16 protein-coding genes are annotated in these 22,342 nt (G+C 70.2%); 5 read left to right on the top strand and 11 right to left on the bottom strand.

Features of this window, described 5'->3' with window-relative positions:
- Positions 1-16: 16 nt before the first annotated feature.
- Both ACFKCF_RS24365 and ACFKCF_RS24360 read left to right on the top strand, forming a co-directional pair.
- Positions 17-2,137 (top strand): beta-galactosidase, encoded by a 2,121-nt coding sequence (locus ACFKCF_RS24365; RefSeq protein WP_394496946.1) that lies wholly within the window; start codon positions 17-19, stop codon positions 2,135-2,137.
- Positions 2,138-2,387: 250 nt separating this feature from the next.
- On the top strand, positions 2,388-2,927 hold the full coding sequence (locus ACFKCF_RS24360; protein WP_394496944.1) for a TetR/AcrR family transcriptional regulator: 540 nt from the start codon (positions 2,388-2,390) through the stop codon (positions 2,925-2,927).
- 17 nt (positions 2,928-2,944) lie between these two features.
- On the opposite strand, the gene cysC is transcribed toward ACFKCF_RS24360, so the two are convergent.
- Positions 2,945-4,780 (bottom strand): adenylyl-sulfate kinase, encoded by a 1,836-nt coding sequence (cysC, locus tag ACFKCF_RS24355; RefSeq protein ID WP_394496942.1) that lies wholly within the window; start codon positions 4,778-4,780, stop codon positions 2,945-2,947.
- 8 nt (positions 4,781-4,788) lie between these two features.
- Positions 4,789-5,679 carry a sulfate adenylyltransferase subunit CysD gene (gene cysD / locus ACFKCF_RS24350; RefSeq protein ID WP_394496940.1) on the bottom strand — a complete coding sequence of 297 codons (891 nt, stop codon included), beginning with the start codon at positions 5,677-5,679 and terminating at the stop codon, positions 4,789-4,791.
- A gap of 111 nt (positions 5,680-5,790) precedes the next feature.
- Here cysD and ACFKCF_RS24345 point away from each other — a divergent pair, with 111 nt between their 5' ends.
- Positions 5,791-6,396 (top strand): GNAT family N-acetyltransferase, encoded by a 606-nt coding sequence (locus tag ACFKCF_RS24345; RefSeq protein ID WP_394496938.1) that lies wholly within the window; start codon positions 5,791-5,793, stop codon positions 6,394-6,396.
- A 13-nt stretch (positions 6,397-6,409) separates the two neighbouring features.
- On the opposite strand, the gene ACFKCF_RS24340 is transcribed toward ACFKCF_RS24345, so the two are convergent.
- From ACFKCF_RS24340 to ACFKCF_RS24300, 9 genes are read right to left on the bottom strand one after another with little or no spacing between them, the layout of a single operon-like run.
- Entirely contained in the window at positions 6,410-7,015 is a 606-nt protein-coding gene (locus ACFKCF_RS24340; protein WP_394496936.1) for a CGNR zinc finger domain-containing protein, read from the bottom strand.
- A 46-nt stretch (positions 7,016-7,061) separates the two neighbouring features.
- Positions 7,062-8,489, bottom strand: coding sequence for an MFS transporter (locus ACFKCF_RS24335; RefSeq protein WP_394496935.1), 1,428 nt, complete (start codon positions 8,487-8,489; stop codon positions 7,062-7,064).
- Between the two features lies 1 nt (position 8,490).
- Positions 8,491-9,708: an aspartate kinase gene (locus ACFKCF_RS24330; RefSeq protein ID WP_394496934.1), complete on the bottom strand. Its 1,218-nt coding sequence runs from the start codon at positions 9,706-9,708 to the stop codon at positions 8,491-8,493.
- Positions 9,709-9,750: 42 nt separating this feature from the next.
- Positions 9,751-10,707, bottom strand: a complete 957-nt coding sequence (locus ACFKCF_RS24325) for an acyl-CoA dehydrogenase family protein (RefSeq protein WP_394496932.1) — start codon at positions 10,705-10,707, stop codon at positions 9,751-9,753.
- On the bottom strand, positions 10,704-11,840 hold the full coding sequence (locus ACFKCF_RS24320; protein ID WP_394496929.1) for an acyl-CoA dehydrogenase family protein: 1,137 nt from the start codon (positions 11,838-11,840) through the stop codon (positions 10,704-10,706). Before ACFKCF_RS24320 ends, ACFKCF_RS24325 begins: the two co-directional genes overlap by 4 nt.
- The gene (locus ACFKCF_RS24315) at positions 11,837-12,655 is read right to left on the bottom strand and encodes an alpha/beta fold hydrolase (RefSeq protein WP_394496928.1); all 819 of its coding nucleotides are present in this window, start codon (positions 12,653-12,655) and stop codon (positions 11,837-11,839) included. Before ACFKCF_RS24315 ends, ACFKCF_RS24320 begins: the two co-directional genes overlap by 4 nt.
- Positions 12,655-15,969: an amino acid adenylation domain-containing protein gene (locus ACFKCF_RS24310; protein WP_394496926.1), complete on the bottom strand. Its 3,315-nt coding sequence runs from the start codon at positions 15,967-15,969 to the stop codon at positions 12,655-12,657. The genes ACFKCF_RS24315 and ACFKCF_RS24310 overlap by 1 nt, the downstream gene beginning before the upstream one ends.
- The gene (locus ACFKCF_RS24305) at positions 15,966-16,142 is read right to left on the bottom strand and encodes an MbtH family protein (protein WP_394496924.1); all 177 of its coding nucleotides are present in this window, start codon (positions 16,140-16,142) and stop codon (positions 15,966-15,968) included. The genes ACFKCF_RS24310 and ACFKCF_RS24305 overlap by 4 nt, the downstream gene beginning before the upstream one ends.
- A gap of 5 nt (positions 16,143-16,147) precedes the next feature.
- Positions 16,148-19,228, bottom strand: a complete 3,081-nt coding sequence (locus ACFKCF_RS24300; RefSeq protein WP_394496922.1) for an amino acid adenylation domain-containing protein — start codon at positions 19,226-19,228, stop codon at positions 16,148-16,150.
- Between the two features lie 848 nt (positions 19,229-20,076).
- Here ACFKCF_RS24300 and ACFKCF_RS24295 point away from each other — a divergent pair.
- Both ACFKCF_RS24295 and ACFKCF_RS24290 read left to right on the top strand, forming a co-directional pair.
- Positions 20,077-21,264 carry an argininosuccinate synthase domain-containing protein gene (locus ACFKCF_RS24295; protein ID WP_394496921.1) on the top strand — a complete coding sequence of 396 codons (1,188 nt, stop codon included), beginning with the start codon at positions 20,077-20,079 and terminating at the stop codon, positions 21,262-21,264.
- The gene (locus ACFKCF_RS24290; RefSeq protein WP_394496919.1) at positions 21,257-22,240 is read left to right on the top strand and encodes an aldo/keto reductase; all 984 of its coding nucleotides are present in this window, start codon (positions 21,257-21,259) and stop codon (positions 22,238-22,240) included. The genes ACFKCF_RS24295 and ACFKCF_RS24290 overlap by 8 nt, the downstream gene beginning before the upstream one ends.
- Positions 22,241-22,342 lie beyond the last annotated feature (102 nt).

The raw sequence follows: 22,342 nt of genomic DNA, 5'->3' as shown, positions 1-22,342 counted from the left end.
CTCGGAGGTTTCCCCCATGGCGGTTCTGCCGGCCCATGTCCTGTTCGGCGCTGCCTACTATCACGAGTACCAGCCGTCCCCGGAACGGTTGAAGATCGACCTCGACCTGATGGCCGAAGCCCACTTCACCGTCATCCGGGTCGGCGAGTCGGTCTGGTCGACCTGGGAGCCGGACAACGGCCGGTTCGACCTCGACTGGCTGGAGCCGGTGCTCGACGGCGCCCGCGAGCGCGGGATCTCGGTGATCCTCGGGACGCCGACGTACGCGGTCCCGCCGTGGCTGGTCCGGCTCTACCCCGAGATCACCGGCGAGCACGCCACCGGGCAGCGCATCGGCTGGGGCGCCCGCCAGGAGGTCGACTTCACCCATCCCGCCTTCCGCTTCCACGCCGAGCGGGTGATCCGCGAGGTCGTCGGCCGGTACGCCGATCACCCGGCGGTCATCGGCTTCCAGGTGGACAACGAGCCGGGCCTGCACCTGCTGCACAACCACGGCGTCTTCCAGCGCTTCGTCGACTGGCTGCGCGGGCGATACGGCGACGTGGAGACCCTCAACCGGGAGTGGGGCCTGGTCTACTGGTCGCACCGCCTGTCGGCGTGGGCTGACCTGTGGAGGCCGGACGGCAACCTCCAGCCGCAGTACGACGTCGCCTGGCGGGAGTTCCAGGCCCGCCAGGTGACGGAGTTCATCGGCTGGCAGGCCGACCTCGTCCGCGAGTACGCCCGCCCCGGCCAGTTCGTCACGACGTGCATCTCCTACACCCGGCCCGGGGTCGAGGACGACGAGATGACCGACCGCCTCGACGTCGCCGGGGGCAACCCGTACTACTACATGCAGGACGCCCTGCAGCTCCCCGACCGCACTCCCGACGAGGTCGAGCAGAACTGGGCGACCACCGGGGTGTGGTCGATGTACCAGACCGCGGACCGGATGTTCTCCTCCCGCCAGGCGCCGTTCCTGGTCACCGAGACCAACGCCATGCACATCGGCACGCCGTGGGACAACCGGCCCGCCTACGACGGCCAGTGGCGGCAGGCCGCATGGGCGCACGTCGCGCGCGGCGCCCGGATGATCGAGTACTGGCAGTGGCACACGCTGAACTTCGGCTTCGAGACCTACTGGGGCGGGGTCCTGCCGCACAGCAACCAGCCCGGCCGCACCTACGCCGAGCTCGCCCGCCTCGGAGCGGAGCTGGAGGCCGCCGGCCCGCTGGTCGCGGGGCTGGAGCCGGACGCCGACATCACGATGGTCTACTCGATGCCGAGCAAGTGGCTCATGCAGAAGCACCCGCCGCTGCCGGCCCCCGACGGCGGCCCGGACGCCGCCGCCTACCACCGGATCTTCGACCCCTTCTACCGGGGCGCCTTCGACGCCGGCCGCCAGGTGCGGATCGTCCACGCCCGGCAGTTGCACGACCCCCGCGGCGAGCGGGCCGGGACAACGCCCGAGGAGGCCGCGCGCCGTCACCCGGTCCTCGTCGTCCCGGCGCTGTACGTCGCCGGCGACGCCACGCTCGACTGGCTCGCGACCTACGCCCACGCGGGTGGCCACCTGGTCCTCGGCCCGCGCACCGCCTACGCCGACCACGAGGCCCGGGCGCGGCGGGAGCCCGCACCCGCACGTCTCGTCGAGGCGGCGGGCGTGCGCTACGACGAGTTCAGCAACCTGACGCGCGACCTCCCCGTGCGTGCCGTGCCCGGCGGCCTTCTCGACCTGCCCGCGAACGCGACGGCCACCCGCTGGGCCGACGGCCTCACCGTCGTGGACGCCGACGTGCTCGCCACCTACGTCCATCCGCACTTCGGCCGCTGGCCGGCGATCACCACCCGCCGCCACGGCGCGGGCCGCGTGACCTACGCCGGCACGGTGCCCGGACGCGACCTCGCCCGCGCGCTCGCGGCGTGGCTGGCGCCTTCCCCGGTCAGCGGCTGGCGGGACGTGCCGGCCTCCGTCACCGCGACCACCGGGACGTCCCCGGACGGGCGTCGTGTCCACGTCGTGCACAACTGGAGCTGGGAGCCCGCCCGCGTCGAGGCGCCGGTGGAGCTGTCCGACGTCGTGGCCGGCGCCGCCGTCCCCGCCGGCACGTCGCTGGACCTTGGCTCCTGGGACGTGCGGGTGCTCGTCTCGCGCTGACTTGTCCCTGCTTCACGAAGGAAGGGCTATGCACGTAAGACCCCTGCGCAACGCGCTGGTCACCCTCACCGCGGTGGCCGCGACGCTCGTGTTACCGGCAACCGGTGCGCGCGCCTACTCAAACCACGCATGGTCCGCTCCGATCCATTTCAAAACGTACATATGTGTACGTTTCTGTCGCCGCTAAACGTACAATCATGTACGGTTAACTGGCAAGTAGGGTGGGAGCGTGCGTGAAAGTGGGTCGCCAGTGACACGGAAGGACGCCGCCCGCAACCGGGACCGGCTGCTCACCGCGGCCCGGCGGATGTTCGCCGAACGCGGTCACGACGTCGCGCTGGAGGAGATCGCCCGGGCCGCCGGAGTGAGCCGCACCACGATCTACCGCAACTTCGCCACCCGCGAGGAGCTCGCGGCCACGGTCTTCGCCGACAACGTCGCCCAGATCGAGCACCATGCCGCCGGGCTGCGGGACCAGCTGGACGGCGCGGTCAAGCTGTTCGACTTCGTCCTGGACCTGCAACTGGACAACCGCGGCCTCGCCCAGGTCCTGTCCAACGCCGACCTGCAATGGTTCATCGAGCATGCCCGCCGCATCGCGGCCTGCTTCGAGCCTCTCCTCGATGCCGGCCGCGCGGCCGGCATCGTCCATCCCGTCGTCGAGGTCGACGACCTGATGCTCGCCATCTCCATGGGGGAGAGCGCCGTGGCCACCAGCGACGTCGCCCGGCGCGACGACCGCCACAAACGCGCACGGGAGATGCTGCACCGCGCCCTGTTCACCCGCTGACGCCGGCGCGAACCATCTCAGTCACGCAGCAGGGCGCACAGCTCCTCCGTCGCGTCATCGACCGAACCGGCTCCGTCGACCACCAGGTCGGGGTGCTCCGGCGGCTCGTAGGCCTGGCCGAGGCCGGTCAGGTTGGGCAGCGTGCCGGCCTTCGCCTGGGCGTACAGGCCCTTCGGGTCCCGGCGCGCGCACACCTCGACCGGCGTGTTCACCCAGACCTCGGCGAAGTCGCCCGGCTGGAACAGGCTCTTGGCCACCACCCGGTCCGTCCGGAACGGCGAGACCAGCGCGACGATCACGATCAGCCCGGCGTCCAGCATGATGCGGGTCAGCTCGGCGACGCGGCGCACGTTCTCCGCGCGATCCTCCGGGGTGAATCCGAGGTCCTTGTTCAGGCCACTGCGGACGTTGTCGCCGTCGAGCACGTAGGTGTGCAGCCCCATGGCGTGCAGCCGCCGCTCCAGCGCGTTGGCGAGCGTCGACTTGCCGGCGCCCGGCAGGCCGGTCAGCCACAGCACCTTGGCCCGCTGCCCCTTCAGCCGTTGCCGGGCGTCGCGGTCGACGGTGTAGGCGTGGGGAACGACGTTGCGGCCGCGCCGCAGCGCGTGCCGGACCATGCCGGCCGCCACGGTCTCCTTGCTGACCCGGTCCACGAGCAGGAAGCTGCCCGTGTCCCGGCACGTCCGGTAGCTGTCCAGGCAGATCGGCGTGTCGGTGGTCAGCTCGACCGTGCCGATGTCGTTGAGGTCGAGGGTGCGTGCGGCGAATTGCCGGCCGGACACCACGTCCAGCCGGTCGCGCACGGACGTGACCACGGCGGGCACGGTTCGCGACCCGGCCATCAGCAGGTAGGAGCGGCCGTGCCGCAGCGGCTCCTCGGCGGTCCAGACCAGCGTGGCGGAGTACGCGGTGGCGGGGGAGAGCCCGTTGCCGAGGGTGCCCGGCGTGGTCAGCAGGTCCCCGCGACGGACGTCGACCTCGTCGGCCAGCGTCACCGTCACGGGGGTGCCGGGGCCGGCGCGGTCGAGGTCGCCGCCGCCGGGGCCGAGCAGCCGGTCGATCCTCGACTCCACGCCGCTGCCGGCGACCGCGACGGTGTCGCCCGGCCGGAGCGAGCCGGCGGCCACCGTGCCCGCGAAACCGCGGAAGTCGTCCGCCCGGATCACGTACTGGACGGGCAGCCGGTAGTCGCCCGCGCCGTCCGGTTGCGGCCGGCCGGGCGGCTCCCAAGCGGACAGCGCGCCGAGCAGCGTCGGCCCGTCGTACCAGGGCAGATTCGGCGACGGGTCGACGACGTTGTCCCCGCCGAGCGCGCTGGCCGGGATCACGCCGGCCGTCATGTCGAGGCCGGCCGCCGCCGACAGCACCTCGCCCGCGAGCTTGTCGAACACCGCCTGGTCGTAGCCCACCGCGTCGAGCTTGTTGACCACCGCGATGACGGCCCGCACGCCCATCAGCGCGCAGATCGCCAGGTGCCGATGGGTCTGCTCGCGGACCCCCTTGGTGGCGTCGACGAGTAACACGGCGACGTCCGCGGTGGACGCCGCGACCGCCATGTTGCGGGTGTACTGCTCGTGTCCAGGGGCGTCGGCGATGATCACCCGGCGCCCGGACGGCAGGTCCAGGAAGCGGTGGGCGACGTCGATGGTGATGCCCTGCTCGTGCTCTGCCTCCAACCCGTCGGTCAGCAGCGAGTAGTCGACCGCTCCCGCCGGGATCGTGGAACCGCCGCGCCTGGTCCGCCGCGCGTAGTCGAGCTGGTCCTCGGTGGCGCTGCCGGTGTTGGCCAGCAGCCGACCGATGAGGGTGGACTTGCCGTCGTCGACCGAGCCACAGGCGACCACTCGAAGCACCGAAATCATCAGAAGTACCCCTCCGACTTCTTGCTCTCTATGGATGTGCCGCCCTCGCCGTCGATGAGGCGGCCGGCGCGTTCGGACCGCCGGTCGAGCCGCATCTCGTCGATGATCTCGTCGAGGGTCTCGGCCTTGGACTCGACGGCCGCGGTCAGCGGGTAGCAGCCGAGCGTGCGGAAGCGCACGTGGCGCAGCCGCGGCCGCTCGCCGGGCGACAGCGGGAAACGCTCGTCGTCCACCATGATCAACGATCCGTCCCGCTCGACGACCGGGCGCGGTGCGCTGAAGTACAGCGGCACCACGGGGATGCCCTCCCGCCGGATGTAGTGCCAGACGTCCAGCTCCGTCCAGTTGGACAGCGGAAACACCCGCATCGACTGGCCGCCGGCCAGCTCGGTGTTCGCCGACCACCAGAACTCCGGACGCTGCGAGCGCGGCTCCCAGCGATGGCCGGGCTCGCGCAGCGAGAAGATCCTTTCCTTGGCCCGCGACCGCTCCTCGTCGCGCCGCGCGCCGCCGATCGCCGCGTCGAACCCGCCGTCATCGAGCGCCTGGCGCAGCGGGACGGTCTTCATGATCCGGGTGTACTCGTGCGCGCCGTGGGTGAACGGCGTCACCCGCTCCGGGTTGGTCTGCACCCGCAGGTCGAGCTCCAGCCGCCTGGCCGTGTCATCCCGGAAGGCGATCATCTCGCGGAACTTCCAGCCGGTGTCGATGTGCAGCACGGGGAACGGCATCCGGCCGGGCGCGAACGCCTTCATCGCCAGGTGCAGCAGCACCGAGGAGTCCTTGCCGATCGAATAGAGCAACACCGGGCGGCGAAAGGCGCCGGCGACCTCGCGCAGCACGTGGATCGCCTCGGCTTCGAGCATGTCCAGGACGTCTTCTTCGGCCACGTATCGGCCCTCCGTCGTCGCTAACCCAGATGAATCCATGCAACCGTGCTCGACTATAGTAACCTATAAAAGCGCAATACCGGTTATTCACTCCAGATTGGCGGTGCGGCGATGAATGCTCGTGGCGATCGAAAAGCGTCCGGTTCCCTGACTGTCGAAGAGCTGTCCAAGAAGACCTGGAGCGACTTCGAGACGGTTCTCGGGACGAACGGAGGCGCCCGTGGGTGCTGGTGCATGCACTGGCGGCTCTCCATCGCGGAATGGATGGAAGGCAAGGGCGAGGGAAACAAACGAGCGATGAAGCGTCTCGCCCAGCGCGAGCCGGCGCCCGGCGTCGTCGTCTACGACGACGGCACGCCGGTGGCATGGTGCTCGCTCGGGCCACGTTCCTCGTTCCCGAGGCTTGAGCGTTCGCCGCTGCTCGCGAACCTCGACGACGAGCCGGTCTGCGCGATCACGTGCATCTTCGTCCAGAGGAAACATCGTGGCTCCGGGCTGCTGCCGGCCATTCTCGAAGCCGTCTGCGAGTACGCGGCCGCCGCGGGCTACACGACCGCCGAGGGCTATCCGGTCGAACCCCGCGACGGGAAACGCGCGGGCGCGGACACGGCGATGACCGGGATAGCCAGCGCCTTTCTCGCTGCCGGATTCGCCGAGGTGGCCCGCCCGCGCGGCGATCGACCGATCATGCGGCGGGCGCTGCGTGACGCCGGATGAGGCGCCCGGCCGGTCAGCGGTGCGTCCGGCCCTGACGGTGGCGGCGCGCCTTCTCGCGATTGCCGCAGATGTTCATGCTGCACCAGCGGCGGCGTCCGCCCCGCGAGGAGTCCAGGAACAGCCAACCGCATCTTCCGCATGCCCTGATCCGGTCGCGCGGAAGGGTGAACAGCGCCTGGACCACCAGCAATGACAGGGCCGCGGGAATCGCTCCCGGCACCGCCCAGTCCACGGTGAAGCGGTCGAGCGCGGGATCCATCTGCTGCACCAGCTCGGCGCGCACACCCGTACCGGCCCGTTCGAGAAGTGCGCCGAAAGGTCCGGCCGGCACCGCTTGACCATGCGCGACCGCGCTGAACACGGCCCACGCCTGTTCGCGGACAACCTGGACCTCTGGCACGAGGCCGCTCGCGGCTGCCTCCGCCAACGTCGGCGCCTCCTCGAACAGGCCCGCGGATGCGCACCACGTCAAGACGTCCGAGGGTGACTTCAACAGCTCGCCGTCCTCGGCCGGGTGGGTGCGATCGAAGACGGTGTTCGTGAGGTCCAGGACCGGGTGGCCGCCGATGAAGTGGGCGTCCTGCCAGGGTGGCCGGGCCTTGGGAGCCAAGGTAACCATTATACCGAGTATATATGGTTTCTCGGCAGTGGGCCAGGGCCGGCATCTACGTGATCTCTCCCTTGAAACGTCTCCGCAGCAGGACGGTGGTGAAGACCGCCACGACCGCGAACCCGACCGAACACCAAAGAGCCCAGCGCCAGCCCGCCAGGATGGCCTCGGGTCCACCGGAAGCGGTGGCGAAGTGGGCCGCCACCGAGGTCACGACCCCGACCCCGACGGCCAACCCCAGCTGCTGAGAGACGTTGATCAGAGCGCCGGCCGTGGCCCGCCGCCCCTCGTCGGCGCCGTTCGTGCCGGCGATGCTCGTCGTGATCAGCGCGAGGATGTGGCCGAACGCGTTCACGGAGGTGCCGATCAGGACGAGAGCGAGTCCGTGACCTTCCGGCAGGCCCACCAGGACCAGAATGCCGAACGTCTCGATGACGATCCCGGAAAGCAATACGCGGTAAAGGCCAAAGCGCTCGACGAGCTTGCCCGCGTAGATTCCGGTGACGATCGCGATCGCGCCCGAGACCGCGAACGTCAAGCCGGTCGTGAGCGCGCCCAGCCCGAGATGCGTCTGAAGGTAGAGGGTGAGAATGAACAGCATCCCGCCGTAGGAGCAGATCAGCAGGACGGTGACCAGGTTGGCCGCGCCGATGGCGGAGGTGCGGAAGATGGAGATCGGCACGAGGGCGTTGTCCTTCCGGGACTCCACCCAGATGAACAGGGCCACGGCAGGCACCGCGATCCCGGCGCAGAGCAGGATCGGAGCCGACAGCCAGCCGTACTTCTCCCCTTCGGTGAGGGCGAACACGAGCGCGACCATGCTCGTGGTCGCCAAGGCGACGCCGACGAGATCCAGGTGGCGGGATGCGTGCGTATCCCGGCTCTCATCGAGACAGGCCCTCGCGAGCAGCCCGGCGACCAGGACGATGGGCACGTTGATCAGGAAGACGGACCTCCAACCGGCGTACTCGGTGAGCACACCCCCGAGCACCATGCCGGAGACGAACCCCGCCGACAGCGCCGACCCGTAGATGCCGAGAGCGCGTTCGCGTCGCGCTCCTTCCGGGATGGCCGCCTGGAGCAGCCCCAGACCCGCGGGGGCGATGAACGCGGCGGCGACCCCCTGCAGGGCACGGCCCGCGACAAGAGCCGCCGGCGACCAGGCGAGGCCCGCGAGGAGCGACGCGAGAACGAAGCCGGCCATGCTCCAGATGAACACCCGCTTTCTTCCGAACAGATCGGCGACCCTTCCCCCGAGGAGGAGGAAGCCGCAGAAAGCGAGTGGATAGGCGGAAAGAACCCAGGCGATGCCGTCTCCGGAAAATGCCATGCCCTCGCGAATGCTCGGGGCGGCGACATTGATGATCGAATAGTCGAGAGCGACCAGGAACTGCGTGCCGCAGATGACGGTGAGCTGCCAGAAATGCCGGGACTGGAATTTGCCCTCCACCCTCCCGGCCGCGTGTGTCGATGCTTCGTTCATTTCACATTCCTCTCGCGGGTGTCGAGTCAAGGAACATCCGGTGAAGGTGCGTCACGGCGTCGAGCACATCGTGCTCGGGGCAGGTGATGGAGATCCGCCGGGCCTGGACGGTCATGTCCCGCACGGTGACGCCGTGGGCCCTGAGCGTGTCCAGCAGGAGCCGCACCTGGGGATGGTGGGTACAGAACCCGCGGCCCACCAGCGACACCTTCCCCATGGGCCCGGACCAGTGGCAGCCGCTGAAGGCCTCGGCCGAGCGCAGGCCGGCGAGCACGCCGTCCACCTGGTCCCGGCAGGCCGCGTTCACGACGAACCGCAGCGAGCACGGGGCCAGGTGGCTGACCATGTCCACGTGCAGCGCCGGGTCGGCCAGCGCGGCGGCGATCGTGGTCAGGGCGATGGGGTCGACCCCGTCGAGCCGGCAGCGCAGCTGGGCGGTCCGGTGGGCGACGCCGACGGCGGTGAACCGCTCGCTGCCGAGCGGGGCGGCCGGTCGCAGGCCGGTCACCCAGGTGCCGGCCGTCTCGGTCGTGCTGGATCGCACGTGAATGGGAACGCGATGGGTGCTGGCGTACTCGACGCTGGAGTGGGCGAGCACCGAAGCGCCGCCGGCGGCCAGCTCGGCCATGTCCTCGTACGAGAGGAGGTCCAATTTACGGGCCTCGGCGACGAGTCGCGGATCGGCGGTGAACACGCCCTCGACGTCGGTGAATATCTCGCAGGCCGCGGCCCGCAGCGCCGCGGCCAGGGCCACGGCGGTGGTGTCGGAGCCGCCTCGGCTCAGGGTGGTGAGCTCGCCGCTGTCCGCGGCGATGCCCTGGAAACCGGTCACCACGGGGACATGGCCGGTCGCGACGCACTCGCGGATCCGCACCGGGTCGACGCTGACGATGCGCGCGCAACCGTGCACTCCGTCGGTGATGATGCCGCCGTCGCGGGCGCCGAACGAGCGGGCGGGCACGCCCAGTTCGTTCAGCGCCAGGGCGAGTGCGGCCGCGGAGGCCTGCTCACCGGTGCTGAGCAGGAGGTCCAGTTCCCGGGCGTGTGGCGTGGCCGTGAGGTTACGCGCCAGGTCGAGCATGGCGTCGGTGGCGCTGCCCATCGCGGAGACCACGGCTACCACGGACCCGTCCGCGGCGGCTATGCGCTTGGCCGCGTGACTGATCCTGCTCACGTCACCCAGTGATGTTCCGCCGTACTTCTGTATCACCAGGTTCATCGGCCTACTCCTGCGCCAGGTAGGCCGCCGCGGCTTCCGTCATCACGGCCCCCAGCTTTCGCGCCGCAGCTGTGACGGCGTGCCGAGCCGCACCGATTCGGCCGCCGCCCGCCTGTAGTACAGCTGCGCGTCGTTGTCGGACCGCATGCCCGCGGCGCCGTGGATCTGCATCGTCCGCGTCGTGACGGTGCGGGCCAGATCCGACGCCGCCGCGAGGTTGGCCGCCGCGTGCGCGGCCGCGTCGCGGTCGTGCACCAGCAGGCGCGTCGCGTCGATGTGCATCGACAGCTCGCTGAGCCGGAACGCCAGGCCCTGGAACTTGCCGATGGGCTGGCCGAACTGGCGGCGCGCCTTGGCGTGGTCGACGGCGTGATCGAGCGCCGCCTGCGCGAGGCCCACCAGGTACGCCGCCTGGCGCACCCGCGCGCCGGCCAGCGCCGCCTCCCACTCGGTGGCGGAGCCGGCCCGCGCGGCCACGGGCGTGCCGGCGAACTCCACCTCGTACGCCTCGCCGCGGCTGGTCTCCTCGTACCGCCGCATCGTGATGGACGGATGGCCCGCCCGCACGAGCGCCAGGCGCAGCCCGGCGGTGTCGTCGACGCCGCCCACGACGAAGTGGTCCACCTCCGCCGCGAACCCGACGAAGGCCCGCCGCGCGGAGATCACCCCGTCCTGATCGGACCAGGGTTCGGCCGCGACCGCCAGCGCCACCGGCGCCTGGCCGATCTCGTCGTCCCGCAGCAGCTCTCGAGCGGTGAGGGTGTCGAGCAGCGGTCCCTGATAGAGCACCGACCCGAGCAGCTCGGCCAGTCGCACGGTGTCGGAGGCCTGGAGCGCGCCGAGCCCGACGAGCCCCTCCCACACCATCGCGCGGATCTCGCGGCTGTCATCGTCGCCGCCCCCGTCCCCGGAGCGCGGCCGATCGGCCATCCGCCGCACCAGCGGCGCCAGATCATCGTCGAAGAAGTCGGCTATCGCCGTGGTTTCCACCGCGGTCATGACGGCAACCCCAATTTCGATGTGGCGACGAAGAACAGCATGATCTCCGAAGAGCCCTGGGCGAGCGTGAGCCCCGGAGCCTCCCGGAGCGCGGCGTCGAAGACGCCCTCGGCGATCGCCTCGGGATCGCGTGCGTCCAGCAGCGCCTGCGGCCCGAGCAGCTCGACGGCCGCCAGCGACACTTCCTTGGCCGTCTCGGACGTGTACCACTTGGCGGTGGCCGAGTGCACCTCGTCGGGGCGCCCGTCGTGCAGGTTGGCCACGCACCGCCACGCCAGCAGCCGCGCCGCGCGCACCCGCGTCTCCAGCTGCACCAGCCGCTGCTCGCAGCCGGGCGGCGCGTGCTCACGCAGCGCGGCCAGCGTGCGCTCCGCCTTGGCGGAGTGGTCCAGTCCGGTGCGCTCCAGCGGCAGCACCTTGCCCAGCACCTGCCAGCCGTCGTCGACCTCGCCGAGCACGTCCTCGCGCCCGACCCGGATCCCGTCGAGCGCCACCAGGTCGAAGCGTTCCTCGGACAGGTTCCACACCGGCTCGATGACCACGCCCATGCTCTGCAGCGGCACCAGGAACAGCGTGATCCCGAAGAAGTTCACCGGGCCGGTCGACGTGCGGGCCGCGCACAGCGCGAAATCACTGTGCTGCGCCTTCATGTTGTAGATCTTCCGGCCGTACAGGCGCCAGCCGTCGCCGTCCGGCTCGGCGCGCGTGGTCAGCGACGCCAGGTCGGATCCGACGTCCGGCTCGCTGAACAGCACGTTGGCCGTGATCTCGCCGCGCGCCAGGCCCGGCAGGAACCGCTCCTTCTGCTCCTGCGTGCCGAACAGGTGGATGGCCATCCCGACGATGTCGATGCCCAGCGAGTGCACGTTGTCGGGCACGCCGTGGCGGATCATCTCCTCCGTGAGGATCGCCTTCTCCACGATCGTGGCGTCCGCTCCGCCGTAACGCTCGGGCCAGTTGACCGCGAGCCAGCCGAGCTTGCCCAGCCGCCGGTGCACCTCGAGCAGCCCGCTCTCCTGCCCGTACGGCATCCGCCGGGACTGTGCGATCTCCGCGCGCACCGCGTCCTCGCACAGCAGCCTGCAGACCTCTTCCCGGAAGCCGTCCTGTTCCGGCGTGAAGGCCGGCATCATCGGACACTCACCTCGCTCAGTCTGTCGCGCATCGCTTCCGCCAGCGCTTCGATGTGTGGGGGTCGGAGCATGGTGTAGTGGTCGCCCCGCACCACCTGGATGTCATCGGCGTAAGCACGCCATCGGTCGAGCCTTCCGGGCTGCGAGCCCTCGGCGGACAGCAGCACCACGCGGCTGTCCACCCGCGAAGGACGGAACGCCAGGAGCGCGCGCACGTTCGCGGCAAACACCGGGAATCGCTCGGCCAGCTCGGCCTCGCCCGGTTCGGCGCCCATCGCCGCGACGTCGGCGGCGAACCACGTCCTCAGCTCGTCATCGCCGGGACGGAGTGGTGCGTCGTCCGGGATGGCGGTGTCGAGCACGAACGTCAACGCGACGTCGCCGTCCTGGCGCGCCATCTCGAGCGCCACCGCTCCGCCGACCGACCAGCCGCCCACCTGCAGCGGCCCGTCGGGCTGGACCTCGCGGACCGCGGCCAGATAGGTGGCCGCGAGACCGGGCAGCGACCGTTCCCCGATCGTGCCGCCGTGCAGGCCCGGATCCTCCAGCGCGTGGACGGGCTGGTCGTCGCCGAGCAGCGCGGCCAGCGCGGCGTAGGGCGCCACCGATCCGCCCGCCGCGTGCACGAGGAACAGCGGTGGCCTCGTGCCCGCAGTTCTGAGCGGCACGACGGGAGACAGGCGCGGCGGCCGTCCCGCCGGCCGGGCGGAAGCGACCCGCTGCCGGGCAAGGGCCTCCTCCCGTTTGCGCCGTAACCGCAGCCGCAGCAGCGCGCTTCGTTTCTCCTCCAGCGTGGAGGGACGCGAACCGGCCATCAGCCCGACTCCTTCAGCAGCCGATCGATCTCCTCTTCGGGCAGATCAGCGACCTGAGCCTCCAGCCGCGCCACCTCGTCCTCGCCCAGCAGCGCGCGCTGCGCGTCGTCGATCTGCGCGGCGAACTGGCTGAGCAGCGGGTAGCTGAACAGCCGCCGCGGGTCGAGCGTCACCTGGAAGGTGTCGCGCACCCGCGAGATCATCTGGGTCACCTGCAGGGAGTTGCCGCCGAGGACGAAGAAGTTGTCCTGCGCGCCGATGCGGCCGGCTTCCAGGCTCAGCAGGCTCTGCCAGATCTCGGCCAGCCGGCGCTGCGTCTCGGTGGTCAGCTCGGCCTGTCCGGTGTCGCCGTCGGGGCGCGGATCGGGCAGCCGCGCGTGGTCCACCTTTCCGGTCGAGGTCAGCGGGAGCTGCTCCAGCTGTACGTAGTCGGTGGGCACCATGTGCAGGGGCAGCCGCCCGGCCAGGTGTTCGCGCAGCGCGTCCGGCTCGAACTCGCCGACCACGTACGCGGCCAGCCAGGCCGAGGTCGTGCCCGCGTCGCCCACGGTCACGACGCACTGCCGCACGCCGTCGAAGCTCTCGATGGCGTGCTCGATCTCGCCGAGCTCCACGCGCAGCCCGCGCAGCTTCACCTGGCGGTCGACCCGGCCCAGGAACTCCAGGTTGCCGTCGGCGTTCCAGCGCACCAGATCGCCGGTGGCGTACATGCGCTCGCCCGGGGTGACGGCGAACGGGTCGGGCAGGAACTTCTCGGCGGTCTGGTCGGGCCGGCCGAGGTAGCCGATGGCCAGACCGGCGCCCGCCATGTACAGCTCCCCGGGAACGCCGACCGGCACCGGCCGCAGTCCCCTGTCCAGGACGTAGGCCCGCTGATTGGCCATCGCCCGGCCGATCGGCGGCGGCCCGTCCAACGGCTCCGGCGGGCACAGGTAATCCACACACGTCACCGTGACCTCGGTCGGCCCGTATCCGTTGTGGAACTCGCGTCCCGGCTTGCGCCACCGGTTGACCAGATCGGGGCCGAACGGCTCCATGCCGATGAAGCACACCCGCAGATCGTCCAGAGCGGACGGGTCGAGCAGCCCCAGCACGGCGGGCGGGATGTCCACCATCGTCACCCGCTCCTGGGCCAGCAGCCGCTGCAGCGCTTCGGGGTCGAGCAGCTCGGAGCGCGGCGCGCCCACGATGGTCCCGCCGGCGGTCAGCGTCGAGAACACGTCCGAGACGCTCACGTCGAAGGCGGGGTTGGAGAACTGCAGGATCCGGTCGTCCGGCGTCACCGAGAACATCCGCTGGAAGGCGGTGCAGAAGTTGACCACGGCCCGGTGGGGGACCATGACCCCCTTGGGGGTGCCGGTCGAGCCCGACGTGTAGATGACGTACGCCGTGTCCTCCTGCGCCACGCGCACCGAGGGCGGCGAGGCCGCCCGCTCGTCGAGCGCGTCCGTGTCCAGCAGGATCCGTCCCACGTCCGCGGGCACGCGGTCGGCGAGGTCCGACGTCGTCACCACCGCCGCCACGTCGGCGTCGCCGAGCTGGTAGGCCAGCCGCTCCGGCGGATACTGCGGGTCCAGCGGCAGCCAGGCCCCGCCCGCCTTGAGCACGCCGAGTTCGGCGGCCGGCAGATCGAAGCCGCGCTCGAGCAGCACCCCGACCACGCGCCCCGGCGTCACCTTGAACTCCTCGACGAGCGCGTGCGCCAGCCGGTTGGACCGCTCGTCCAGTTGCGCGTAGGTCAGGTCCTCGCCCGCGAAACGCATCGCGACCGCGTCGGGCGCCTCGGCCACGCGAGCGGCGAACAGCTCGTGCAGCAGGCGCTCGTCCCGCTCACCGGGGGTGGGATTCCATTCGGTGAGCACGCGTAGATATTCGCTGTTGGGCATGATGTCCAGCGAATCCACCCGAGCGTCCGGCCTGGACAGGGCGTCGGCCATGACCGTGGAGAAGTGTTCCACCAGCTGCTCGATGCGCTCGTGGTCGAACAGCTCGGAGGAGTACTCGATCCACACGCCCAAGCCGCCGTCCGGCAGGTCGTTGATCTGGAACGTGATGTCGAACCGGGTCGTCTCCGGTTGCGGGGTCAGCATCTCGACCTCTACGCCGGGCAGGCGCCAGCGCGCGATCATCGGCTCGGGCAGCAGCGTGAACAGGTGCGCGACCAGTGGATTCCGCCCCGGCAGCCGCTCCGGCTTGAGCTCCTCCACCATGCGGCCGAACGGCACGTCCTGGTGGGCCATCGCCTCGAGGATGTTGTCGTTGGTGGCCTGCACCAGGTCGCGGAACACGGGGTTGCCCTGGAGATCGCCGCGGACCACCACCGTGTTGGCGAAGAACCCCATCATGGGTTCGATCTCCGAGCGCGTCCGCCCGGACAGGACCGAGCCGAGCGCGATGTCCTGCTGGCCGGTGTAGCGGTTCAGCAGAACCTGGTAGCCGGCCATCGTCAGGGCGAGCAGGGAGACACCCTCGGCCTTGGCCAGGTCGCGGATCCCGCGGGCGAGGTCGTCGGGCAGGCGGGTCTCGTAGATACGGCCGGCCCCGGTGGGTGCCGACGGGCGCTGCCGGTCGGTACGCCACTCCAGCGGTTCCATCCCGTCCACCGCGGAGTGCCAGTACTCGATCTGCTTGGCCGGTTCCTCGCTGAGCAGCCAGAGCCGCTGCCACGCCGCGAAGTCGGCGGGCTGAAGGGACAGCTCGGGGAACTCCGAGCCCTCCGGATCGGTGTAGCGGGCCGTCAGCTCCTCGGCGAACTGGCGCGAGGACCAGCCGTCGATGACGATGTGATGCCAGACGATGGACAGCACGTGGTCCTCAGGGCCCAGGCGCAGTAACGCGAACCTGTGGGGCGGGCTGTTGCGCAGGTCGAACTCCTCGCGCACCTGCCCGTCGATCCAGTCCTGAACGGACTCCTCGCTCCCGTCGGTCACCGGCAGGTCCCATGTCTCGGGCGGCGGATCGACGGTCTGGAAGGGCACACCGTGCTCGTCGCCGAACCGGGTGCGCAGGCTCTCGTGCCGCGCGACTATCCCGCGCAGCGCCTCGGAGAGGGCGGGCACGTCGAGCGGCCCGCGCAGGCGCATCGCGAACGGCACGTTGTAGACGGGTGCACCCGCGACCATCTGGTGCAGGAACCACAGGAACCGCTGCTGCTCGGCGATGGCCATCTTGCCCGTGCGCGGGACGGCGACGATCCGCTCCCGCTCGGCCTTCTCCGCCACGCGCTGGCGGACCTTCATCTCCAGCAGGGCGCGCCTGATGTCGGCGACGTTGCGTTCGTTCGGGGTGGACATGGTCTCGCTCTCCTCCTTCACCGTCGCACGCTCAACGGGCGCAGATCGGTCCACTCCCGTGCGATGTGTGCCAGGCATTCGCTCTTGCCGCCCTCGGCTCCGGCCTCGCGCCAGCCGGTCGGGATCTCCCGGCCGGCGGGCCAGATCGAGTACTGCTCCTCGTGGTTGATCACCACGACGAATTTCTCTTCCATTGCGCCTACCTTTCTTGAGGTACGAAGGCGGGAATGTCGGTCAGCTCACTGAGATAGCGATCGAGCGTCCTGAGCCCGTCCGCCGTCGGCCGCGCCAGCGAGGCCGCGTGCCGGCTGAACCGCCGGGCGTCGAAGTGCCGGGAGCCGTCGGTGAACAGCTGGTCGAACTCGACCGGCGCCGCGTCGCAACCGGTGGCCGGAGGCGGCAGCAGCAGGCGCAGCCCGGCGAGCCTCTCGTCGGGCTCGGCGATGGCCTCCAGGCGTTCGTGAAACTGCGCGTAGCCGACCCGGTCGAGCCCGCACCGGTCGGCGAGCACGCCGAACGCCTCGGCGAAGCGCAGCCTCGCCGGCCACAGCACGTGCATCGCGCCGTCGGGCACCTTGATCTCGCCGGTCGCGGCGCGCGCCACGAACTGGCCGACCACGTCCACCGGCGTCACGTCGGTCTCGGCTTCGGTCGGGAACACGCATCCGGTGCGCGCGCACGCGTACAACAGGTTGTGCGCCAGCGAATCCGGATTTGCCACGCCTGTCGCCCGGTGCGGCCAGACCTCGCCGAGGCGGTACACCACCGAGCTGACGCCCTGCCGTTGCGCGTCGGCGAGCAGGCTTTCCGCGACGTACTTCGATCTGTTGTAGCCGTCCGCGGCGACCTGGTCCGTCTCCGGGATCTGATCCTCGGTGATGCGCGGGGCGGCCGGCCCGCCGGGCGGGAAGATGCTCAAGGTGGACAGGGAGTGCACGCGGGCGCCGCCCGAGGCGAGTTTGATGAGCTCCTGCACGCCGAGCACATTGGCCGGGCGGTGGTCCAGATAGCCGGACAGGAAGTTCACCGCACCCGCGGCGTTGATGACCCCGGACACGGCCGACGCGATCGCGTCGAATCGCCACTGCGGCAGGCCGAGCAGCTCGCTGCCCAGGTCGCCGGGGACCACCTCGACCCGTCCGGTCTTGAGCGCCATGGGCAGCAGCTGCCAGGCGGACGTCAGCCCGTACTGATCGAGGACCTCGGTCAGCCGCCGGGCGCCGTCAGGGGGGTCGGAGCACCGTACGAGGCAGATCAGCTCGGCGTTGGAGCGCATCAGCAACTCGGCGAAGATGTGCGCCCCGACGAACCCGGTCGCGCCGGTGAGCAGCAAGGTCTGCGGCGGGCGCCAGGCCAGGTCGTGCTTGATGTAGGCCAGTTCGGCGCTGTCGTCGTCGATGCCCCTGGTCAGCCGCGCCGCCTGCGCGCGCACGGTCGACTCGACCAGCAGGTCCCTGGGACGCACCGGCCTTCCCAGCCGCCGGCTGACCGCGGTGGTGAGCCGGTAGGCGATCAGCGAGGTGCCCCCGTAATCGGAGAACGGGACGACCACCGAAACCTGTTCCCGTTCGAGCACTTCGCGCCACGCCGAGCAGACCAGCTCCTCCATCGGGTCGGCGGGCGGCTCGACATGCTCTTCCGGGTCCGCCTGCCACGCGGACTCGGCCACGATGAGCGCGGCAAGCGCCTTGCGGTCCGCTTTGCCGTTGCGGTTGAGTGGAAGCGCTTCCAGTACCACAATTTGGTGCGGGACCTGCTCGGCCGGCAGTTTCCCGGCCGCGTACCCGCGAAGCTGCTCCGCGGACGGTGGATCGTCCGGCGAGCGCGGCGTGACGCAGCAGACCAAAGTGGATTGGGGCGCCTCACCGAGCACGACCGCCACCGCGCTGCCCACGAGCGGATGGTCGGCCAGAGCGGAGGCCACATCGCCGAGCTCCACCCGCACCCCACCGAGCTTGACCTGCTCGTCGAGCCGGCCGATGAAGTACAGCAGCCCGTCCTCGCCGACCCGCGCCAGGTCGCCCGTCCGGTACAGCTTTCCGCCCGGGATCTGCGGGAACGGGTTGGCCACGAACACCCGCGCGGTGCGCTCGGGATCGTTGAGGTAACCCGCGCCGATGCACTCACCGCCGAGATACAGCTCGCCGGGCGTGTTCACCGGGACGGGCTTGAGGTCGTCGTCGAGCACGATCGCGGCGGTGTTGTCGATGGCGCGCCCGAGGGGGATCCGGTCCACGTCGGCGTCCGTGACCTCGTGGAACACCGACCCGATCGAACACTCCGTGGGCCCGAACGTGTTGGTGACCTCGAGTCCGGGCAGCAGCGCGCGCAGCCGGTGCACCACGCCGGGCCCGGCCGCCTCCCCGCCGATCAGCATGCGCCGCAGGCTCGACGTCGCCTCCCGCAGGTCCTCGCGGGTCTCCAGCAGCGACACGAACGCCGCGAGCACGGACGGCACGAAGTCGGTCATCGTGACGCCGTAGCGGCCGATGGTCATCGCGGTCTCCTCAAGATCGAGGATCCCGTCGCGGTGCGGCAGCACGACCTGTCCACCGGACACCAGCGGCCACAACACCTGCCACATCGAGGAGTCGAACGTGGACCGGCTGTTCTGCAGCGTCACGTGCTCGGCCCCGTCGCCGAACCGGCGCGACATCGCGGTCAACCTGTTGACCAGGCCGCGGTGGTGGTTGAGCGCGCATTTGGGCGTGCCCGTGGAGCCGGAGGTGTAGAACCCGTAAATCAGGTCTTCGGGCCGAGGTTCACGGCCGGCCGGCGGGGGTGTCCGGTCAGCCGGATCGTACGGCTCCGCGCAGTCGACGATCACTGCCGGGAGGGCCGGCTCCAGCTCGGCGACGGTCTCCATGGTCGCCGGCGACGCCACGATGGCGGGCGGCGAGAGTTCGGCCATGATCGCGCTGAGCCGGTCGGCCGGCCAGGCCGGATCCAGCGGCACGAAGGCCGAGCCTGTTTTCAGCACCCCGAGGAGCGCTGCCGGGAATTCGGGCCCGTCCGCTGCGAGCACGGGTATCAATTGCCGGGCCAGGACACCGGTGCCGATCAGTCGATTGGCCGTCGCATTGGCCGCGGCATCGAGGTCGGCATAGCTCATGGTGGTGTCGCGGTAACGGATGGCGGGGCGGTCCGGTGCGTTCTCTGTTTGTGCGCGGAACAGGTCAAGGACTGTGCTTTCCCGGGGGAACGCATTCTGTGGTCCCAGGGATAAGTTAATGGCGGTCAGGGCATGTTCGCTCAGGTGCGTCTGCTGATGGCGTGGCATCGCGCTCCCATAGTCTCGACCGGCAACAGATCCTCGTGATCAGGCAGATCGGTCACTATTCAGGTCTGTGAGTTTCAGGCAGCCAGGGCCCGGCCCTCGGCGAGCATGACAAGGGTATTGATAAGTGGCCGCGGGTCACCCGAATTTCGGGCTCCGGCTAATGCGCGCAGGCAGCCGGATATTCCTGGCCCAGTTTGATCGTGCGGAGGTCGCGTCCGGGTGCCTCGGCGCTCCGCCCGGCCCGGCGCCGCCGGGCCCGCGTGCCGCGCCGGCGCTGTCACACCCTCCGATGCCGCGCCGGTGACGGCCGCGCAGTGGCGACGGCTCCTCCATCGGTGCGGCAACGTACCGAAATGTGCGTGATGAGCTCGGGAATCGTGACGTTGACGTGAGCATGGGTGCGCTGCCCGGGGTCACTCGTTTCCCGGTCTGCGGTGGACACGCGTTCCTCCCTTCGCCGGACGACTTGAGTGCCGCAGGACATACCGAGTAACCGGTATAAGCGGCTTACAGGTTACTTCCATACTGGAACACGTGGCTTGGATTCGCAACCCCGGATCTCGCCACAGCCCCGGCGGATGTCACCGGGCAAGGTACGGGCGGCCATTAACCTGGCGGGTCAGGCCGGGATTCATACCCGGCCTTACCCGAGCGGGCGCCGGTCAATCCACGGACGCGTTCTCCGTATCAAGAACGGATAATGATCAGCAGGCGCCACGAAATGATCAATTCAAATGAGAGATCATCGGCGTGCCGAGGTTATGCTCGCCGTCCGTGGGTAGCGTCGGTGGCGGTCGGCCTATACGGTGCCGACATCGCGCCCCGTCCACCAGCGTTAGGGGAAGGCTGTGCGGCAAGCCAATGGCAACGCACGTGTCGGATTATTCCAATCGGGCGGACTTTCCGCCCTGGCCGTCGGAGTCTGGCTTCACGAACTATCCACTCCGACGAGGCACTATATCGCCGACATTGGCCAATCAGATCGCGCGGACATGGAGGCACTCGCTTCTTCGCTGCGAAGATCCGGGGACGAAGTCGTCGTCATGGATTTACGCTCGTCGATGGCCGCCGTGGCGTCGGATCTGCTGCGCTACCGGGCCCGCCACGACGGCGGCTACTGGAACACGACCGGCGCGGCGCGCTTCGTGCTCGTCAGCGAGCTCGCGCCGCTGATGCGGGCCGACGGATGCCGGACGTTCGCTCACGGCTGTGTCGGCGGAGGCAACGACCAGCGCCGCTTCGCGCGTTACGGCGCCCAGGTCGCACCGGAGCTGTCCGTCATCGAGCCGTGGACGGATCCGCAGGCGCTTGAGCGATTCCCCGACCGCAAGGCCATGCTCGCGGCCGTCGCCGAGCAGGAGCTGCATCTCGACCCGGGCAGCGGCGCCGAGCGGTCCACCGACGCCAACCTCGCCGGCATCTCGCACGAGTCGGCCGAGCTGGAAGACCTCGAAACGCCGGTCACCCGGCTCCAGCCCCGGTGGAGCAACTGGCCCGGGCAGGCCCCGGACGAGCCCGAGACCGTCACGGTCACCTTCCGCGACGGACGGGTCGCCGACCTCGACGGCAGCGGCCCCGACCCGGTCGAGTGGATGACGCGGGCCAACGAACTCGGGGCACGGCACGGCATCTGGCTTCGCGACGTGGTCGAGCGGCGCATCATCGGCACGGTCTGCCGGGGCATCTACGAGGCGCCCGGCCTTGAACTGCTCGAACGCGCCTGGACGCGTGTCCTGCAGGCCAGCCTCGATGCGGCCGGACGCGAACTCTACGATCGGCTGGCGACCGTTCTGGGCGCCGCGATGTATGAGGCGCGCTGGCTCGAGCCTGCCGCGCAGGCCGCGCGAGACGCGATCGACCGGCTCGTCGGCGAGGTCGGCGGCAGCGTGACCCTGTCCGTCCACCGGGGCATCGTCCGGGTCGAGCGGATGAAGGTCGCCGGCGCCGTGGTGCAGCAGACCCGGTTCGGCTCGGGCGGCAACCGCTGGAGCCAGGCGACCGCCGTTTCAGGAGTGAAAGGAGGACACGATGCGTGAGCGTCGATTCGGCCGGCTGGGCTGGATGGTCGGCGAGGTCGGCTACGGGATGTGGGGCATAGCCGGCGGCGAGGGCGGATGGACCGGCGCCGACGACGAGACCGGTGACACCGCACTGGACGAGGCCGTGCGGCTCGGGTGCGACTACTTCGACACGGCCTGGATCTACGGCCGCGGACACAGCGAAAGGATGCTCGGGCGGCTGGTCAAGCGGCACCCGGGCCGCCGCCTCTACATCGCGACCAAGCCCCCGCCGAAGGACCGCAACTGGCCGTCCACCCGCGACTCCAAACTGTCCGAGGTCTATCCACCGGATCATCTTTGGGAATACCTGCACCGCAGCCTCGAAGGGCTGGGCACGCCGTCCGTGGACCTGTTCCAGTTCCACGTCTGGGAGGACGCCTGGGCGCATGACGCGGCCTGGCAGGACACCGTCATCGAGATGAAGGAACGCGGACTGATCAAAGGCGTCGGCATCAGCGTCAACAGATGGGAACCCTGGAACGTCCTGCAGACCCTGAGCACCGGTCTGATCGACGCGGTGCAGGTCATCTACAACATCTTCGACCAGGCCCCCGAAGACGAGCTGTTCCCGGCGTGCCGCGAGCTGGACGTCGCGGTGGTCGCACGGGTGCCCTTCGACGAAGGCACGCTCACCGGCACCCTCACCCGCCACAGCCGCTGGCCCGAAGGCGACTGGCGCAACACCTACTTCGTGCCCGAAAACCTCGTCGCGAGCGTGGAGCGCGCCGAACGGCTGGCGCGGATCGTGCCCGAGGGCATGACGATGCCCGAACTCGCGCTGCGCTTCATCCTCCAGAACCCCGACGTCGCCACCGTCATCCCCGGCATGCGCAACCTCACCCACGTACGCGCCAACCTCGCCACCAGCGACGCCGAACCGCTGAGCGAAGAACTGCTGGCGCAGCTGCGCGAACACCGCTGGGACCGCCGACCCACCGCGTGGTCGCAATGAGTGCCGCGCCGAAGCCCATCCTGCTGTGGGCCGTGCCCCGATCCCGGTCCACCGCGTTCCTGCGCATCATGCTGGAGCGCGGCGATCTCGAGGTGGTCCACG

This window comes from Nonomuraea sp. JJY05, assembly GCF_043496855.1.
In the GTDB taxonomy this organism is placed as follows: Bacteria; Actinomycetota; Actinomycetes; order Streptosporangiales; family Streptosporangiaceae; genus Nonomuraea.
The sequence above is the reverse complement of the archived record's forward strand: the minus strand, read 5'-3'. Positions and strand labels throughout refer to the sequence as shown.

What these genes read in the sequence shown, in the direction of transcription:
- ACFKCF_RS24365 (WP_394496946.1), top strand. Translation starts at nt 17, where the DNA reads ATGGCGGTTCTGCCGGCCCATGTCCTGTTCGGCGCTGCCTACTATCAC.
- ACFKCF_RS24345 (WP_394496938.1), top strand. Translation starts at nt 5,791, where the DNA reads ATGAATGCTCGTGGCGATCGAAAAGCGTCCGGTTCCCTGACTGTCGAA.
- ACFKCF_RS24340 (WP_394496936.1), bottom strand. Translation starts at nt 7,015, where the DNA reads ATGGTTACCTTGGCTCCCAAGGCCCGGCCACCCTGGCAGGACGCCCAC.
- ACFKCF_RS24335 (WP_394496935.1), bottom strand. Translation starts at nt 8,489, where the DNA reads ATGAACGAAGCATCGACACACGCGGCCGGGAGGGTGGAGGGCAAATTC.
- ACFKCF_RS24330 (WP_394496934.1), bottom strand. Translation starts at nt 9,708, where the DNA reads ATGAACCTGGTGATACAGAAGTACGGCGGAACATCACTGGGTGACGTG.
- ACFKCF_RS24325 (WP_394496932.1), bottom strand. Translation starts at nt 10,707, where the DNA reads ATGACCGCGGTGGAAACCACGGCGATAGCCGACTTCTTCGACGATGAT.
- ACFKCF_RS24320 (WP_394496929.1), bottom strand. Translation starts at nt 11,840, where the DNA reads ATGATGCCGGCCTTCACGCCGGAACAGGACGGCTTCCGGGAAGAGGTC.
- ACFKCF_RS24315 (WP_394496928.1), bottom strand. Translation starts at nt 12,655, where the DNA reads ATGGCCGGTTCGCGTCCCTCCACGCTGGAGGAGAAACGAAGCGCGCTG.
- ACFKCF_RS24305 (WP_394496924.1), bottom strand. Translation starts at nt 16,142, where the DNA reads ATGGAAGAGAAATTCGTCGTGGTGATCAACCACGAGGAGCAGTACTCG.
- ACFKCF_RS24300 (WP_394496922.1), bottom strand. Translation starts at nt 19,228, where the DNA reads ATGCCACGCCATCAGCAGACGCACCTGAGCGAACATGCCCTGACCGCC.
- ACFKCF_RS24290 (WP_394496919.1), top strand. Translation starts at nt 21,257, where the DNA reads ATGCGTGAGCGTCGATTCGGCCGGCTGGGCTGGATGGTCGGCGAGGTC.